This is a genomic window from Sphingobacterium sp. MYb388, from assembly GCF_037479535.1.
In the GTDB taxonomy this organism is placed as follows: Bacteria; Bacteroidota; Bacteroidia; order Sphingobacteriales; family Sphingobacteriaceae; genus Sphingobacterium; species Sphingobacterium anhuiense.
Genome location: NZ_JBBGYV010000013.1, coordinates 1 through 17,100, shown reverse-complemented (window position 1 = coordinate 17,100; position 17,100 = coordinate 1). Strand labels below are relative to the sequence as shown.

The window sequence follows — 17,100 nt, the reverse complement described above, 5'->3', positions numbered from 1 at the left end:
GTAAATTTGCCTAATTAAATTAAATTACAAAGAATAATGAGTAAATCAAAGCCAGTTTTAAGTTCTTCAATCGGGAAGAAGCTAATCATGAGCTTAACGGGACTTTTCTTATGTACGTTCCTAATTGTTCACTTGATTGGAAACTTGCAGTTATTTAAAGATGACGCGGGTTTAGCGTTCAACAAGTACGCCTATTTCATGACGCATTTTACACCTATCAAGGTTGTGTCTTATTTATTGTATGCTTCGGTGATTATTCACGTGATCTATGCAATCGTGATTTCATTAAAAAATAAGGCTGCTCGTCCTATTGGATATGCATCTTATGATGGAAGCGCAAACAGCAAATGGAACTCACGTAATATGGGTATTTTAGGTACTGTTATCTTAGTATTCTTGGCGACGCACATGTCAAACTTTTGGTGGAAATACCATAATGATCAAACACCTTATATCGAATATCGTACCGATCTGTCGAATGGTGTAACGACTCATCAAGAGATCCAAGCGTCAGATTTTCATGATTACTCAGTCGTTGTTGAAAATGGCGTTGAAATCGTAAAAGCACGTGACTTGTATAAGCAGGTAGACTTTGCATTTAAAAACGTTGCTTTAGTAGCATTATACGTAATTGCAATGGCTGCTTTAGCATTCCACTTGATTCACGGTTTTCAATCTGCTTTCCAAACAGTTGGATTCAATCACAAAAGATACATTGGATTGGTTCAATTTATTGGAGTATGGGTATTTGGAGTAGTTATTCCAATTCTTTTTGCAGCGATGCCATTATATTTCTATTTCCGTTAACAATATTTTAGGATGGTGCTATAAGGCACGATCTAATAAATAAAATATAAGATATGTTAGATTCAAAAGTACCTGCGGGGCCATTGGCCCAAAAATGGTCAAAACATAAATTTGAAATGAAGCTGGTTAACCCTGCTAACAAACGTAAATTTACAATTATCGTTGTTGGGACAGGATTGGCAGGAGCTTCTGCAGCTGCTTCTTTAGCAGAGTTAGGTTACAATGTAAAGACTTTCTGTTATCAAGATTCACCTCGTCGTGCGCACTCAATCGCGGCACAAGGTGGTATTAATGCTGCAAAAGATTATCAAAATGACGGTGACTCTGTTTTCCGCTTATTTTATGATACTATTAAAGGTGGTGATTACCGTGCTCGTGAGGCAAACGTTTATCGTTTAGCAGAAGTATCGACTAACATCATCGATCAATGTGTGGCTCAAGGTGTTCCTTTTGCTCGCGAATATGGTGGTTTATTAGATAACCGCTCATTCGGTGGTGCGCAGGTATCACGTACATTCTATGCGCGTGGTCAAACAGGACAACAATTATTATTAGGTGCATACTCGGCTTTAAACCGTCAAATTCATAAAGGTAAAGTAAAATCATACACTCGTCATGAAATGCTTGACCTTGTTAAAGTTGATGGACAAGCTCGCGGTATCATCACTCGTGACCTAGTAACGGGTAAAATCGAATCACATGAAGGTCATGCTGTATTATTGTGTACTGGTGGATACGGTAACGTTTTCTTCCTTTCGACTAATGCAATGGGATGTAATGTAACTGCTGCTTGGAGAGCTCACAAACGTGGTGCTTTATTTGCAAATCCTTGTTATACTCAAATTCACCCAACTTGTATTCCTGTTACTGGTGATCATCAATCAAAATTAACTTTGATGTCAGAATCATTGCGTAATGATGGTCGTGTATGGGTTCCGAGAACAGTTGAATTGGCACAAAAACTTCAAAAAGGAGAACTGAAAGCTGTTGATATCAAAGAGGAAGATAGAGATTATTTCCTAGAGCGTAAGTACCCATCTTTTGGTAACTTAGTACCTCGTGATGTGGCTTCTCGTAATGCTAAAGAAGCAGTGGATGAAGGCCGTGGTGTTGGTAAAACAGGTGTTGCTGTATTCTTAGATTTTGCAGAAGCAATCGGTCGTTTGGGAGAAGATACTGTACGTGAAAAATATGGTAACTTATTCGATATGTATTACCAGATTACGGACGAAAACCCGTACAAACAACCTATGCGTATCTACCCTGCTGTTCACTACACTATGGGTGGTGTATGGGTTGATTATAACTTAATGACAACTGTCCCTGGATTATATGCGTTAGGAGAATGTAATTTCTCTGATCACGGAGCAAACCGTTTAGGAGCTTCTGCTTTGATGCAAGGATTATCGGATGGTTACTTTGTAATTCCTTATACTGTTGGAGATTACTTAGCAAACTTAGGTTCTTTTGCCCCTATTGATAAAAATCATCCTGCTTTCGAAGAAACTCGTAAAGAGGTTGAAACTAGAATCAATGCGCTATTAGCGTTGAATGGTACTAAAACTGTGGATGATCTTCATAAAGAGTTAGGTTTGATCATGTGGGAATACTGTGGTATGGCCCGTACAGCTGAAGGATTAACTAAAGCTAAAGGATTGATCCAAAACTTGAAAAAAGAATTCTGGTCAAATGCCAAGGTATTAGGTGAAAATGAAGAGTTAAACATGTCTCTTGAAAAAGCTGGCCGTGTTGCTGATTTCATCGAATTGGGTGAATTAATGGTTGATGATGCATTGAATCGCAGAGAATCTTGTGGTGGTCACTTCCGCTTAGAGTCTCAAACTGAAGAAGGTGAAGCTTTACGTATTGACGAAGAGTTTACTTACGTATCTGCTTGGGAATTCAAAGGTGAAAATCAACCAGAAGTTCTTCATAAAGAAGAGTTAGTTTTCGAAAACGTTAAATTAACACAAAGAAGTTATAAATAATATCAATTGACTACTTTATTAGTAGTCAATTGATGACTCAATATTATTATTATGAGTGCACATATGAATTTAACGCTAAAAGTTTGGCGTCAAAAAAACGATAAATCTAAAGGTCAATTCGTAACTGTACAAGCAAATGATATCGCCGATGATATGTCATTCTTAGAAATGCTTGATATCGTAAATGATGAATTGACTCGCAAAGGAGAGGATCCTATTTACTTTGATCATGACTGTCGCGAAGGTATTTGCGGAATGTGTTCATTAGTGATCAACGGACGTCCACACGGACCAAAATATGGTATCACTACTTGTCAATTACACATGCGTTCATTCCACGATGGACAAACAATTGTTATTGAGCCTTGGAGAGCAGCTGCTTTTCCAGTTTTAAAAGATTTAGCGGTAGATCGTACATCATTTGACCGTATCCAACAAGCGGGTGGTTATACAAACGTAAATACGGGTGGTGCACAAGATGCAAATAACATTTTGATTCCAAAACGTATTGCGGATGAGGCTTTCGAGTCTGCGACATGTATCGGTTGTGGGGCTTGTGTTGCAGCTTGTAAAAATGCTTCAGCAATGCTTTTTGTTTCTGCTAAAATATCTCAATTCGCGTTATTACCTCAAGGTCAAACAGAACGTTATGAGCGTGTTCAGGCGATGGTTGATCAAATGGATGCAGAAGGATTTGGTAACTGTACTAATACTGGCGCTTGCGAAGCGGAATGTCCTAAAGGTATCAAATTGACTAATATCGCTCGAATGAATCGCGAGTACCTAGGTGCTAAGCTTTTTAGAGAAGAGGATATCCACGGATAAAAGAATATCACTTTATAGATAAGTCCTTACAATCTTTTTGTAAGGACTTTTTTTATATATTTATATATTCAATCTCAATAAATAGATAATATAGTGCCGATATCCTCCAAAATAAGAATTTTACTTATACTGCTGACGCTAAGCTTTATCGTTACTGCTATTACTTTACAAAAGTCTATTACTAGTAAAGATATCTTAAATTTTGAAACCGCCAATCTAGAATCTAAAATTCATGAAAAAGAAGAAGTAATTGATGAATTATTTGCGGATCCAATTATTTTAAAAACATTCAAAAATGCAGAAAAATATCCTGAGCAGTCATATCATATACTTGAAAAGTATAATAAAGATGAGGGAATCGCACTTTTTATTTTTAAAAACCATGAACTTCTACTCTGGAGTACAAACCTATTTGTACCCCTAACTGATGCTGGACTCAAAAATCCGGTCAACTATATCGCGACTAATGATCGCTCATTTGTTGTTAAAAAAAAGGAGATCGGAAATACGACAGTTTTAGCCTATGTTATGGTTAAAAAGTATTTCAACATTAATAACGAATATTTCACTAAAGCATTTTCGCCTTTAATAACAAAGAGTACAAACATCGAAATTGCTGATTATGATGATAATGTAAGCATCAAAAATATTTACAGCAAAGACAAAACTTACTTATTTTCTATTAAACTAAAATCTGGTCAGGTACAAAATATTTTTAGTATCCTTCAAACACTCTGCTGGATACTCGCTGCAACATGTTTTATCACTTTAATACATAATCTCGCGAAACTACTCGTAAATAAGGAAAAAATAATACCTGGAATTTTACTCTATCTTACAGCATTAATTGTTTTACGTTATCTAGACCTTAATTCTAATTGGTTGAATATCCATGCTAATTTGGGCATATTTAATCCTAAAAATTATGCCTATAACTACCTTTTTCCAAATATCTGGGGACTACTTATTACAGTCTTTTTCATATTTCTTTTCATATTATTTCTATATAATATCAAAGACTCATTTTCAATTGAGAAGTATCTGAAAAAGAAAGGCTCAAAAATAATCTTTGCAGTTCTTTCCATCCTAAGTGTCTATTTCTTCTTTACTATTCTTTACAGAACTTTAGGTACACTCATTACACACTCCACTACAACTGTGGTAGACTTCACAAAACTTGTTGAGCTAAATATATTTACATGGATCGACCTTTTTATTATGTGCGTAAGTCTCGTCACATTAATATTATATATCGATCTGGTTATTTCTAATATAAAAAAATTACAGATATCAGATACGGTATTAATTAATATACACTTGAGTTGTCTCATCTTATTTATTTTGATAGGGACTTCATTAAGTGAAAATAATGGGCTCGTTAATATCCTACTAGCACTTATAATATTAATAAGATCATTCAATTCGTTTCTAAAAAAGAAGTTCAGACTAGCTACACATATCATCGTTATCATTCTTTTATCTACAATCTTTTCCATTTACCATGGACATTTCTTCAAAATGAAAAAACTGGAGAACATGAAGCTTTTTATCAGCAATTTAGAAGCAGAAGATGACATTAATGCTATTTCATTATATACTGAAATTGAAAAAGATATTTTAAATGACGAGCAACTCAAACATTTATTTAAAATAAGTTTACCAAACACCAGTACACAAACCATAAGTGAATACATTGAAAAAAAATATCTTAGTGGGTATCTTTCTAGATATGAATTTTTGGGATTTTACTACAATAACAATAAGGAACTTGCTCCTTACAAAAACAATAAAGTAGATGAGTACAGAGAAAAAGTTATTAAAAACTCGTTAAAGATTAGTAATAATTTCTACAGATTAAACAGCGAACTGGGAACTCATGAGTATTTTTCTATTATCAATATTCAAATTGATAAACAAAACACTGTCTCACTATACCTTAATCTAAAGAATAGATCATTCAATTACAGCCTGCCTTATCCGGACATACTAGTTGATTCCAGATTAAATAAAATGGAGGCACAGTCATTTAATAATAGTTCCATCGCATTGTTTAAAGATGGGAATTTAGTGACCCAATATGGAAAATATAACTACCCAAGTCATGACAATGGTTATCCGAAGAAATTGGGAGAATATATTAATTTGGATAGTAGGGATGATTATTTTCATATCATGTACAGGCCTAATAACTATACTACTTTTTTAGTTAGTTATCCAAAAGAGACACCATGGGAATATTTAGCTACCGCATCATTTTTATTTCTGGTTATTTTTATCTTTTTTTCTATCTCTTCCAGTGTTAGATATGGCTTTAAAATTTTAAAGAATAAATCATTCAAAATCAGAAGCATAAAGTACCATTTCCTTTTTTTAGTAAATAGTATACAATACAGTTCCAGAATACAAACATTGTTTATATCTTCCATCGTGCTGGCAATTTTGATCTCTGGAATTATATCTTTCGTAAGTATAAGTATGCAACTTTCGTATAATAATACTTTGGAAAGAGAAAAGACTGTAACAGATATTAGTAAAAGACTTGAAAGTATAGTCAGTACAGCGTCTACTGCTGAAGAAAAAGAAGAAAGACTGATCTATTATCTGAAATTATTATCAGAATCGCTTTCAAAAGATTTTTCACTCTATTCAAAATCGGGTCGTCTATTATTCAGTTCACAACCCAAGATTTATGATTTAAATATTTTATCAACGTTTATTAACCCGAGTGCATTTAGAAAACTCTCCCTTCTTAAAAAATCAGAGACTATTGAAGAGGAGGTTGTTGGTGATTTTAAGTACGAATCCAGTTATGCAACTATTAGAGATGAAAACTATGCTACTATAGCGTATCTGGGTATACCGAATTTTAATGCACAGAAAGATGATAACTTAAATAAAAATCTACTTTTAAATACATTAATTAATATCTATTCTCTAATAATAATTGGATTTGGTTTTTACGCTGCTTTTGTTGCGAATAAAATCACAGAACCTTTAAATTTGATCAGTAAAAAAATAGCCCAAACAAATCTTGGACAACAAAATGAACCTTTATTTTGGCAACGCAATGATGAGATTGGGGGTCTTATTAAAGAATACAATTTAATGATATTAAAACTTGAGGACTATGCAAATAAAATAAAGGATAATGAAAGGGAGTCTACCTGGCGAGAAATGGCACAGCAAGTTGCTCATGAGATCAAAAATCCACTGACACCAATGAAACTTGGGATCCAACAATTGACAAAATCTTATTATGATAACGATGCAAAATTTGAGGAGCGTTTTAAACGTATCACCGCATCTTTTATTGAACAAATCAATAGTTTAACCCATATAGCTAAAGAATTCTCAGCCTTTGCAAAATTGCCAGATACTAAATATGAAAAGGTCAATTTGGTGGAAAAAATTAATAAATCAATTGCAGTATATAGTCAAAATCCGCATGCTCAGATTCAATTAATGAATCAAACAAATCAGGCTCCTATATTTGTAGAAGCTGACCGGGATCAATTATTAAGAACGTTTAATAACTTACTGAAAAATGCTATTGAAGCAGGTTTTGGAAAAAGGAAAATAAAAATTGATATCAGCATTTCAAATGGAGAACATGATACATACATTATTAAAATAAAGGATAACGGACTAGGTATTCCACAAGAAATGCGGGCAAAAATCTTTGAAATTAACTTTACGACTAAAAGCTCCGGAACGGGACTTGGGTTAGTTTTTGTTAAGAAAACAATTGAAGCCATGGGTGGAACTGTAAAATTCGATTCTATAGAGGATCAGGGAACGACATTTCAAATTACTGTACCGAAATACAGAGGTTCATAGCAAAATATTCGTCATCATAGGGCGGAATTTAGATGACCAATATACGAAATGCGTGGAAAAAAATAAGGAGTTCAAATTGAACTCCTTATTTTTTTACCGTATGACTCGTAATAAATAACGTATATAGTACTATTTCAATACAACCGTTGATCTTCCCATGATAGCATTGTCGGCATACAAAAGAACAGTATAAGCTCCCTTAGTGAACTTCTTATCATCTTTCCAATATAATGAATATTCTTCACCATGATTGGTAAACTCTATTGTGCTTTTAAAAGTATATTGAAGTTTTTCACTATGTGCATAAAAAGTATTGTCATCCTGATTGATAATAAGATTACCTTGCGGATCAATAATACGTACAAAAATATCCTTTTTCCCCACTTTTGCAAGGGTATTATCTGCAATATTAAAATTTATACTTAATTTATCAACTCTCTTTGCCCTTTCCTCTACTTCAACTTTATCGTTTCTTTTTTCCTGTAGTCCATAAACCGCAATATTAGAAACTTTGATAGCTGCAGCGACATTTACCTTTGAAGCTAAATTTGTATTTGAGCTTTCCAAATTACTAATCTTAGTGGAGGAAGCTGAGACTTCTTTTTGTAATAAGCTATTCTTCTCCGCTAGAATTTTATTTTCCTGAATAAGTCTATTAACATCCAAACTAAAATATGCAACTTCACTTTTCAACGAAGTAATTGTCGACTGAGCATGATCAATATCACTCTGTGACAATTGTTTCTGTGCTAATTTAGTTCGTAAATCTATGATTTTTTTTCTTGCATTTTGTTCTTTCTCGATTAAAGGAGGAGATAATTGAATATTTTCAATTTTCATTTTATCGAGCTCTGCTTCAATACGATCGATCTCCACTTCAAGGTTCTCTTTTTCAACCGTTAGTGCATACACCTTCTCTCCTGAAGACTTAAATTTAACATAAAAATAAACATTTGTGACAACAAGCGCCGCGATTGCTATGATAAAAAAATAAACTTTTGATGTATTTTTCTTAATCTCTTCCTGCTTATTACCTTTTACTAATTCAGTTTCCATTACCCTTGAATTCCATTTATATTTGACTTATTAAGTCATAGTAGATACATGTGTACAACAAATATTATTCCAAATTTAAATTTTAACAATATTAAAAAAATAATATCTTAAGTCTTAAGGACTGCTTTTGAACATTTCAAGGTTAAAGCGTCTCAAAGCTTAATTAGGACTGTTTTTTCACAATCATTAAATTACTCATAATCACTTCCTTAATAAGGTTATCAAAATGAATCTCTGTTTCGAAATGACCAATATATTGCTGTACTAAATGTTTTTCTATTGTTCGATTCACATCAATTGAAACAGAGGATCGATCTTCAATTTTAACGACAGTTTGTCCAAATTTTATATATTCTTTGTCTATCTTCAACAGGTCCAATCGTTCCTCATCAATATCAATAATTACACCCTTCTCTAATTCTCCTCTTCCACAGAATTCTATTTCTACCCCCAATTCGGCAAAGCTCATTCTTATCAAATCACGTATGGTAATATCTTTGGCTATATATTCCTCCCCAAAATTAAATTGAGATTTTTCCATCCAATATAAATGAGCAGATAAGTCCTTGATATATATTCTATTTTCTAGACCAAGAGCGATAAGAACCACCTCCCTTATAATTTTTTGTACAATATTTTTTTCGATCAAAGTACTGTTTCTAAAATTAGAAAATTTGTTAAATAAAAAATTTTAAACAAGTAAAGCTATAGTTTCCTATAGCTTTATCTATCTTCAAAAAGGATATCTTAATTTACTCTTGAAAAAGTGAATACTAAATATGCTTCGCCATTTGTAATGGTTACCGGCATACGCATAACTAATTTACTAGCGTCTGAGTATGATAAATCTAAACGGTAGCCTGTAGTAACATTTTTAGCTTTATCGCCCGCATAAATCTTTTTAAACTGAAACTGTGGTTGTCCGTTATTCTTTCCTGGATTGAATATAGACCATATAATATCTCTGGAAGCACCAGGGGCACATAATTTACCGTCTGCTGAAAATGAGATGTTTCCTTTACCATTACCAGGCAATGTCCAAGTACTTCCGATAAAGCATTCAGCAGGTGCTTCTTCAAATACACTTTTAATGGTATAAGATGCGGGTAAATTCTCGCGATCAATAGTGTTTAAAACCCAAGTTCCTTTTACAGCTCCTTTCCAGTCAGAGGCACTAGGCCCTGTAGACATCGCAGTAGATGAAGAACTAGATGCTGTTCCTTTTGGTTGCATGCTACAAGCCGAAAAAAGAAACAAACTCAACATGAGAGTTGTGATAGATAAAAGAACTCGATTCATATTCATTAATTTTATAGTTACTTATTGTATTTTTGCTGTAAATATAACAACAAATCATGATTGAGACATCCAAAAATCATACCATTAGTAAGATTGTAGCAAAATCACTATTGCGTCTTTTCGTTTTACTTTTAGCACTAGCTTCTGTTCCTATACTATCGAATAAGGGAACCCAGTCTAATTTAGATGCTAAACACGTTGCATTTCCAAATGAAATGGCAGTAGTTGCTCCTGCATTGCTCTTTATCATTTTTGTAGTTTTACTGATTGTCATGTTAAAAAACAAATATTTAAGAGTCGATATTAATTGGCAATTCTCATTATGCACGATTTTCCTATTGATCTACTTAATTCTATTATACTCCCGTATATATCCCCTAATAGCATAATCCAAATAAATACAATATCATTAATCAAATTAATATCTTTGAGAATTAATGAATAAAGTCAAAACATAGACTTAAATATCTAATGAATAAAAAACTAATTTGGAAAATTGTTAAGAATATACTGAAAGTAGTTGTTACTGTTGCTGCTCTTTATTGGGTATTTAGTAAGGTTTCTATCCAAGATCTAAAAGATGCTCTATTAAAATCAAATCCGCTGTTCCTTTTATTCGCATTTTTAGCATATGCCATCTCAATACTAATATCATCATCTCGCTTACTTAGCTTCTTAACTGCAATCGGACTTCATGTTTCTGAGAGATATAATTTTAAACTTTATCAACTTGGCTTGTTTTATAATCTTTTCTTGCCTGGAGGTGTTGGAGGTGATGGATATAAAATATATTTTCTTCGAAAAAAGTATAGTATTAAAGGTCGAAAGTTACTTGGAGCATTATTCTTTGACCGATTAAGTGGTCTGTGGGCGTTATGTTTAATAATTGCGGCATTAATCATTTTTATGCCTCAACTTGGAATTCCTAATTACTTAACAATTTTAGGATTTATCTTGGGTACAACGCTTTATTATTTTTTGGTAGGCAAATTTTTCAATGATTTTAAGGCAAATTTCATCAAAACACATCTAAAAGCAATAGGTGTACAGTCAATGCAAGTAATTGCTGCTATTATGATATTATACGCCCTAGGCTTTGATGGAAAATTTTCTCCTTATCTCTTTCTCTTTCTCGCTTCTTCATTAGTGGCAATAATTCCATTTTCCGTTGGAGGATTGGGTATGCGAGAGCTAGTTTATATGTGGGGAGCTAATTTTTTTCACCTTGATTCACATTTAGCTGTCTTGATTAGTCTACTATTTTATATTATATCGGCATTCATGGCCTTTACTGGTTCGTACTACATATTTCATCCCTCTGCTTTAGGGACCGAAAAATTACCATCTGTTAAAGAAATAGAAGAATCTCAGACGGAAGATTAAATAAATAAACATGGCAAATATTATAATAACAGGAGCAAGCAGTGGAATTGGGTTTGAAGCTGTATTGGATCTCACGGCAAAAAAAGAAAATAATGTTATCGCACTTGCTCGATCTGCAGATAAACTAAAGCGCCTTCACGAAATTGCTAAGGATTTGAATTTCGACGGGGGTAATTTATATCCAGCTCAGTTTGATATTGTTTATGATGATTATCAAACCTTATTACCATTTATCAAATCAAAATTTGAACAGGTAGATATCCTGATCAATAATGCAGGGGTGCTTATCAATAAACCTTTTATGGATAGTTCATTGGAAGAAATTGCATCGATGTTTCAAACCAATGTATTGGCACATGCTAATATGATTCAACATATCGTCCCTTTAATGCCCGAAGGATCTCATATTCTCAATATAGGAAGTATGGGCGGTTTTCAAGGCTCTTCCAAGTTTAGTGGCTTAGCGGCTTATTCTTCTAGTAAAGCAGCGTTGGCAGTATTAACAGAGTGCTTGGCTGAAGAATTTAAGGGTAAAGGTATCCGCGTAAATTGTCTTGCTCTTGGATCTGCACAAACTGAAATGTTTGAAGCAGCTTTTCCAGGAATAGAAGCTGGTAAACTCGCTTTTGAGATGGGAAGATATATTGCAGAATTTGCCCAAAATGGACATCAATATTATAATGGTAAAATTCTACCTGTAGCATTAACAACTCCTTAATAAAAAAGTCTCAAAAGTAGCGTGCCCCCAGAAAGTGTTAAACTTTTCGGGGGCATTGCACAAAGATGCTTTTTTATAAACCAATATGTTCATTTTTATTGGATTTCGGTCCATCTTTACTGATTGCCTTTGGGTTATCTTTCAAGTAATGCCAAGTAATCTTATCTTCAAATTGTTGACCTTTACTTGATGCTTTTACCTGGATAATATTATCTCCTTCTTTCAATTTAACATTTTGAAAAATATAATGGACATCAGTTTCTCCGATAACAAAGTTCTTTTCCTCAACACCATTGACCAACAAAGTAGGTGTTCCTAAATTAGAATAAACTGTCACCGGAGTAATCTCGTTTACTCTCTCAATAACACGTCTTTGTGTCAGATATAATACAGGTTCTTTACTCCAGTTAGCTTTATACCAATAAAAAGGATCTTTCTTGAGTTTTCTATCAAACGTAACCAATCCTTTGTAATTCCTTGGTTCAACATTGAGTGCTGTAATCGGAGTAGCAAAGTCAAATGTATTCCAAAGATAAGAGGCCAAAAAGATCGGATGTCTTTTTATCGTTCCCCAATGTATTTCATGGAACTTTGTTGAAAATTCTTCAGGAAAAAATGCTGGATTCACCCATTGATTACCTACATCTCCAACAACCTCTTGTTGATGACTAGGATTAGCCTCGGCTCCATACTCTGAAAAAATAATTTTATAATCTTTAAAATCTTTTGAGATTTGATCTGCCCACTTATCAACATCACGAATAACGCCATTATACCATCCGAAATAATGATTGATTCCCTGTATATCTGCATTATTATTTACAGCATGGTTGATGACATTATAGCCGCTCACTTGCACCGTATAGCGATATGGATCTTCGGTCTTAGCTAAATCATTTAATTTTGTCGTTAACTCGATTGTGTACGCATTAGGCGTATAAACCTCATTATGGAGACCCCATGTATAAATAGAAGGATGATTATAGTTTTGTCTTATAAGTTCTGTCAATTGCTGTTTTGCATTTGCTTCCTCTAAGGTCGTTACACGATTAACAAATGGGATTTCTGCCCAAACAATAAATCCAATACTATCGCATTTTTCATAGAAGTATGCAGATTGTTGATAATGAGCTAATCGAATCGTAGTTGCTCCAATTTCCTTGATGATAGCCAAATCTTCATCATGATCAGCATTTGATAAAGCGGAGCCCTTTCCCCATCGATCCTGATGTCTTGTTACTCCATACATTGGATACTTAATATCATTCAAAAAGAATCCCTCTCCTGTTCTTAATTCAAATTTTCGTAAACCTAGAGGCTGAATCACTTCATCTAGTACAGTATTTCCATCAACAAGCTGTGTAACTACTTTATATAGATATGGGTCCTCCAGACCTTGCCATAAATGTGGATTTGTTAAATTAAAGTCTTGCATTACTTCTTGTCTACCCTGCGGAAGTAAACGATATTTTTTTATATTCTTGGCTTTCACAGCGCCGTTTTGTTCAAAAATCGTTGACACCACCTGTAAATCTCTTGCGTCATGATTTTTATTTTCAAGTTTCACTTTTAAATTTATTGATGCACTTTTTTTATTAACGTCCTTTTGACTTATATATACTCCTGAAGAAGCATAATCGGATACTGCAATATTAATCTTATCCGTCACAATAAGTTCAACCGGACGATAAATACCACCATACATAGGGAATAGCGTATGATTGACTGGTATTACTTGTGGAGTTGCTTCATTGTTAACTTTTACAAGAATCTCATTTTCAACTCCAAATTTCAACATATTAGTCAATTCCAACACGAATGCCGAATAGCCCCCTTGATGTCTTCCCACAATCTGATAATTACCATTTATAGCTGACGCATCATAAACTACATTTCCCTTTTCCTTCTTCGCAGGCAACGGTGAATTATTAATGTAAACTTCTGTGTTTGTATTTACACCTTCAAATTTTACAAAAATGCGCTTACCATTCCAAGAAGATTCGGGAATAAAAGTTTTACGATAATAGGCATCTCCTACATAAAATTTTTCATTAGATGTAAATCGATCATTACGTACTTGCATATCTTTTGAGTTCCATGTATGGGGAACAGCTATAGATTGCCATGTTCCAGAAAAAACATTCCCATACTGTAAGAGATCTGTAGTAAAGGGGCCCTTTTTGAAAGCCCAATCTTGATTGAAAGAAATAACTTCTCTAGAAAAGGAAACTGAGGTTAAAATTGTTAAGAAAAATAAGGTGACGATTGCCTTGAAATTCATAATAATAAAATAAAGGTTTTGTTCAATAGTATCCATCATAAACACGATGATGGAGTGTAAAACAAAGATATAAACCTAATTGTATTACAAAGAAGAATTGACTTTACTAGAAAACTACATAGAAGTTAATATTGAGCAAAAAAATGCTGTAGCATCACAGAAAACCAATTTACAACGTTATCGTACTTTTACTAAAATAGAGATGATGTCACTTAAATAATACTAACTACAGGTTACTATTATAAGCTTTTTATCCATTTAACTACATCATTCAAGACTTCACTATTCATGGTTTCACTAATATGCTCATACTCTGAAACAGCCCCAGTTGTCGATTTTTGAAATAAGTGATTCAATCCTTCATATTTCTTTAGAACTGTTTTTGGATTATATGGTAGATTATTCTTTAAACTTTTTAGATTTTGGTCAGCAGGAACCTGAACATCTAAACTCCCAAATGCGGCATAAACCGGCACTGTAATTTTTTTAATAAAAGGAATGGGATCAATCCGCATGAAATATCTATAAGATGGCAACAAGAGTGTCTCTAATTCCAATTTACTCGATGAATTCAATTTTGCTGGATCTATTTTCATATTATCAAGAATCATTGCCATAGCCTCCATATGCGGCCTATTACTTTTAACAACCTCAAAATTCCTTTTATTAATCTCTTTGGCATGTGATAATGCTAGTTCTGACATGCCTGCTACTTTACCAATGCGATATAGCTGTGATACCATTAGAGAGTCGATAGGAATGGCTGGACCTGCCAAAGAAACAATAAAAGAAAGCGCCGGAAATTTTTGTCCAGCCAACAATTCTGCGATTAAACCACCCTCACTATGCCCGATAATACCAATTTTGCCGGGATCTACATTTGGTCTTTCTTTTAGAAAATCTATTGCTGCCATTGCGTCTTTACTGAAATTCTCAATTGAGGCATTTATAAAACTTCCTTTTGAAAGTCCGACCCCCCGATCGTCGTAGCGAAGAACAACAATATTATTTTTTGTTAAAAAATCTGATAATATTCGAAAAGGTTCATGTCCCATTAATGTTTCATTGCGATCCTGGGGACCGCTTCCTGTCACTAAAACTACTGCAGGGAATTTACCTTTTTGTCTAGGTGTGGTTAAGGTGCCACTTAATAGGACATCATCATATTTATTTCTAAAATTGACATCTACTGTATCGTATGAATAAGGAGGAAAAACACGTTGAGATCTTATTGTCTTGATATTATTAGGGGTTACCTTTATTTTCATAAGATCTAACTTGGCTCGAAATGTCCCTTGTTGAAACTCACCACCTATTAAATCATCCCGTTCCATTTTCCCGATATAACTAATTCCTCCTTCAATCAGTACTTCGATTCCGTTACCATTAACGTTTGCCTTCGCGGGAATGCCAAAGGCTCCCTGATCTGGACTATCCGCTGTTGCCTTCCATACACCATTTTCCTGAGATAAATGAATTATAAAAACCAAACTGGAATGTCCTACTTGCAAATTACCTTTCCAGTCCCCTACGAAAGTTTGGGAAAAAGCAGTTATTGTTATAAACAACAGGAGAAATGTACCAACTATTTTTTTAATCATTATATGTAATAAAAGAGAATAAAGAAGATAAAGCTTCCATTAACATTACAACAAGTACCAAAATCAAGCCATTATAATTTTTTTCTATTTATAACAGTAGGAAATCCTTTAAATAAGTAAATAGAAGAAATAGATCAGCAAGCAAAGGCTGAGAATAACACCAAAAAAGGGATAATTCAATCTGCTTTATCAACATTTTGGTTACCCAGTGGATTTACTACATTCTGGAAATTAAATCTACTATCGGGTTTAGCCATTTAGTTGTATTTAATAAAGCCATACAATAAATGACAGACCTTGCAACCAATACGGTTATTAGCATATCTATAAATCTCAGACTCGAATTCAATATTTTTCAAACTAGAAATATAATGATTGATAATAAAGATGTTGTTAAGATATTGTGATATAATAATTGTAAAAAGCTAGCCTTGTTGGATTTAAAACTCATCATCCCAGGAAAGGAATCTCCTAAAAACAAGCTACAAAAGCACCGATTATAAACGAAATAAGACCAATAGATAAGAGTTTTGTCTCCGAAAGATTATCAAATGGATTTAAAAGTATTTTATTCATAGTCCTTATTTAAAATTTCTTGATTAACCTTAGAAATGATCGTATTGAGTTCGCATTTCTTTTGGGTACCTATCAAAAGTCTAGACCCGCTTTTAAAGATCAATTCCAACCCATGTGATCCTTTGGTATTATAGGCTTTACCTTTTCTTCCAATGCGATACCCCCAACCTCCATAGTCGTATATAGGATTATAATCCTTTACAGAAACCTGTGCTACTTCTGACCAAGGAATAAATTTACTTTTCAATAGAAAGGGAAAGAAGTGAATCATAATTCCTTGAGAGTTTATTGTTGTTTTTAATTTAATGAACGAAAATATAATAATAATAGCAGCAATAATCCAAAACCCAGGATTTACACTTAATTCTTTGAAATTACCATCTTTTATATCATTCCATTCATAATTTAAAGTCGATAATAATAAAAAGACGATCAAAATCACCATCCACCAACTCCAAAAAGACTGTTTCTCTTTAAAAACCATACTAATCATTATTTTTTAAACCCAACAACTTATCAATAAGATCATCTAACTTATTTCTTACGGTAGGATAACTCTTGCCTAATTGATTTGCCATCTCTTTCAGACTTCCTGATTTTAATAAAAACTCAAGTACAAAATCCTGTTCCTCAAGAGTTAATTGCGTCCAAATTGGCAACATAAATTTACCGCTAACCTCAGTATTGCATGAAGAACAAGTTAATTTACTGACATCTAATTTTGTATCA

General features: G+C 33.5%; 14 protein-coding genes. 7 read left to right on the top strand and 7 right to left on the bottom strand.

Annotation, left to right across the window (positions count from 1 at the left end; translation table 11 throughout):
• Window positions 1–36 precede the first annotated feature (36 nt).
• The 4 genes from WH188_RS25000 (at window position 37) to WH188_RS24985 (ending at window position 7,457) form a co-directional block, all read left to right on the top strand.
• Complete coding sequence (locus WH188_RS25000) at window positions 37–807, top strand: succinate dehydrogenase cytochrome b subunit (RefSeq protein WP_021191914.1); 771 nt, start codon at window positions 37–39, stop codon at window positions 805–807.
• A 53-nt stretch (window positions 808–860) separates the two neighbouring features.
• Window positions 861–2,795 carry a fumarate reductase/succinate dehydrogenase flavoprotein subunit gene (locus tag WH188_RS24995; RefSeq protein ID WP_168127880.1) on the top strand — a complete coding sequence of 645 codons (1,935 nt, stop codon included), beginning with the start codon at window positions 861–863 and terminating at the stop codon, window positions 2,793–2,795.
• Between the two features lie 51 nt (window positions 2,796–2,846).
• On the top strand, window positions 2,847–3,620 hold the full coding sequence (locus tag WH188_RS24990; protein WP_339424796.1) for a succinate dehydrogenase/fumarate reductase iron-sulfur subunit: 774 nt from the start codon (window positions 2,847–2,849) through the stop codon (window positions 3,618–3,620).
• Window positions 3,621–3,713: 93 nt separating this feature from the next.
• A complete protein-coding gene (locus WH188_RS24985; protein WP_317166842.1) occupies window positions 3,714–7,457 on the top strand; it encodes a HAMP domain-containing sensor histidine kinase in 3,744 nt (1,247 codons plus the stop codon).
• 129 nt (window positions 7,458–7,586) lie between these two features.
• Here the strand turns inward: WH188_RS24985 and WH188_RS24980 are convergent, their stop codons facing one another.
• The 3 genes from WH188_RS24980 to WH188_RS24970 form a co-directional block, all read right to left on the bottom strand.
• Entirely contained in the window at window positions 7,587–8,513 is a 927-nt protein-coding gene (locus WH188_RS24980; RefSeq protein WP_168127881.1) for a hypothetical protein, read from the bottom strand.
• A gap of 163 nt (window positions 8,514–8,676) precedes the next feature.
• The gene (locus WH188_RS24975; protein ID WP_168127882.1) at window positions 8,677–9,162 is read right to left on the bottom strand and encodes a hypothetical protein; all 486 of its coding nucleotides are present in this window, start codon (window positions 9,160–9,162) and stop codon (window positions 8,677–8,679) included.
• Window positions 9,163–9,260: 98 nt separating this feature from the next.
• Window positions 9,261–9,812, bottom strand: a complete 552-nt coding sequence (locus WH188_RS24970) for a lipocalin family protein (protein ID WP_168127883.1) — start codon at window positions 9,810–9,812, stop codon at window positions 9,261–9,263.
• A 56-nt stretch (window positions 9,813–9,868) separates the two neighbouring features.
• On the opposite strand from WH188_RS24970, the gene WH188_RS24965 reads away from it, so the two are divergent.
• The 3 genes from WH188_RS24965 to WH188_RS24955 all read left to right on the top strand — a co-directional run bounded on the left by WH188_RS24965 (window position 9,869) and on the right by WH188_RS24955 (window position 11,913).
• A complete protein-coding gene (locus tag WH188_RS24965; protein ID WP_084825409.1) occupies window positions 9,869–10,201 on the top strand; it encodes a hypothetical protein in 333 nt (110 codons plus the stop codon).
• A gap of 82 nt (window positions 10,202–10,283) precedes the next feature.
• Entirely contained in the window at window positions 10,284–11,195 is a 912-nt protein-coding gene (locus WH188_RS24960) for a lysylphosphatidylglycerol synthase transmembrane domain-containing protein (protein ID WP_168127884.1), read from the top strand.
• 10 nt (window positions 11,196–11,205) lie between these two features.
• Window positions 11,206–11,913, top strand: a complete 708-nt coding sequence (locus WH188_RS24955) for an SDR family NAD(P)-dependent oxidoreductase (RefSeq protein WP_021191904.1) — start codon at window positions 11,206–11,208, stop codon at window positions 11,911–11,913.
• 73 nt (window positions 11,914–11,986) lie between these two features.
• Here the strand turns inward: WH188_RS24955 and WH188_RS24950 are convergent, their stop codons facing one another.
• The 4 genes from WH188_RS24950 to WH188_RS24935 all read right to left on the bottom strand — a co-directional run.
• Window positions 11,987–14,194 carry a glycoside hydrolase family 2 protein gene (locus WH188_RS24950; RefSeq protein ID WP_168127885.1) on the bottom strand — a complete coding sequence of 736 codons (2,208 nt, stop codon included), beginning with the start codon at window positions 14,192–14,194 and terminating at the stop codon, window positions 11,987–11,989.
• Window positions 14,195–14,433: 239 nt separating this feature from the next.
• Window positions 14,434–15,795: an alpha/beta hydrolase family protein gene (locus WH188_RS24945; RefSeq protein ID WP_168127886.1), complete on the bottom strand. Its 1,362-nt coding sequence runs from the start codon at window positions 15,793–15,795 to the stop codon at window positions 14,434–14,436.
• Between the two features lie 568 nt (window positions 15,796–16,363).
• Window positions 16,364–16,855 (bottom strand): hypothetical protein, encoded by a 492-nt coding sequence (locus WH188_RS24940; protein WP_168127887.1) that lies wholly within the window; start codon window positions 16,853–16,855, stop codon window positions 16,364–16,366.
• Window position 16,856: 1 nt separating this feature from the next.
• Window positions 16,857–17,100: DUF2089 family protein (locus tag WH188_RS24935; RefSeq protein WP_339424795.1), on the bottom strand; the 244-nt coding region annotated here is incomplete at its 5' end.

What these genes read in the sequence shown, in the direction of transcription:
- WH188_RS25000 (WP_021191914.1), top strand. Translation starts at nt 37, where the DNA reads ATGAGTAAATCAAAGCCAGTTTTAAGTTCTTCAATCGGGAAGAAGCTA.
- WH188_RS24995 (WP_168127880.1), top strand. Translation starts at nt 861, where the DNA reads ATGTTAGATTCAAAAGTACCTGCGGGGCCATTGGCCCAAAAATGGTCA.
- WH188_RS24965 (WP_084825409.1), top strand. Translation starts at nt 9,869, where the DNA reads ATGATTGAGACATCCAAAAATCATACCATTAGTAAGATTGTAGCAAAA.
- WH188_RS24950 (WP_168127885.1), bottom strand. Translation starts at nt 14,194, where the DNA reads ATGAATTTCAAGGCAATCGTCACCTTATTTTTCTTAACAATTTTAACC.
- WH188_RS24940 (WP_168127887.1), bottom strand. Translation starts at nt 16,855, where the DNA reads ATGGTTTTTAAAGAGAAACAGTCTTTTTGGAGTTGGTGGATGGTGATT.
- WH188_RS24960 (WP_168127884.1), top strand. Translation starts at nt 10,284, where the DNA reads ATGAATAAAAAACTAATTTGGAAAATTGTTAAGAATATACTGAAAGTA.
- WH188_RS24990 (WP_339424796.1), top strand. Translation starts at nt 2,847, where the DNA reads ATGAGTGCACATATGAATTTAACGCTAAAAGTTTGGCGTCAAAAAAAC.
- WH188_RS24970 (WP_168127883.1), bottom strand. Translation starts at nt 9,812, where the DNA reads ATGAATCGAGTTCTTTTATCTATCACAACTCTCATGTTGAGTTTGTTT.
- WH188_RS24980 (WP_168127881.1), bottom strand. Translation starts at nt 8,513, where the DNA reads ATGGAAACTGAATTAGTAAAAGGTAATAAGCAGGAAGAGATTAAGAAA.
- WH188_RS24955 (WP_021191904.1), top strand. Translation starts at nt 11,206, where the DNA reads ATGGCAAATATTATAATAACAGGAGCAAGCAGTGGAATTGGGTTTGAA.
- WH188_RS24945 (WP_168127886.1), bottom strand. Translation starts at nt 15,795, where the DNA reads ATGATTAAAAAAATAGTTGGTACATTTCTCCTGTTGTTTATAACAATA.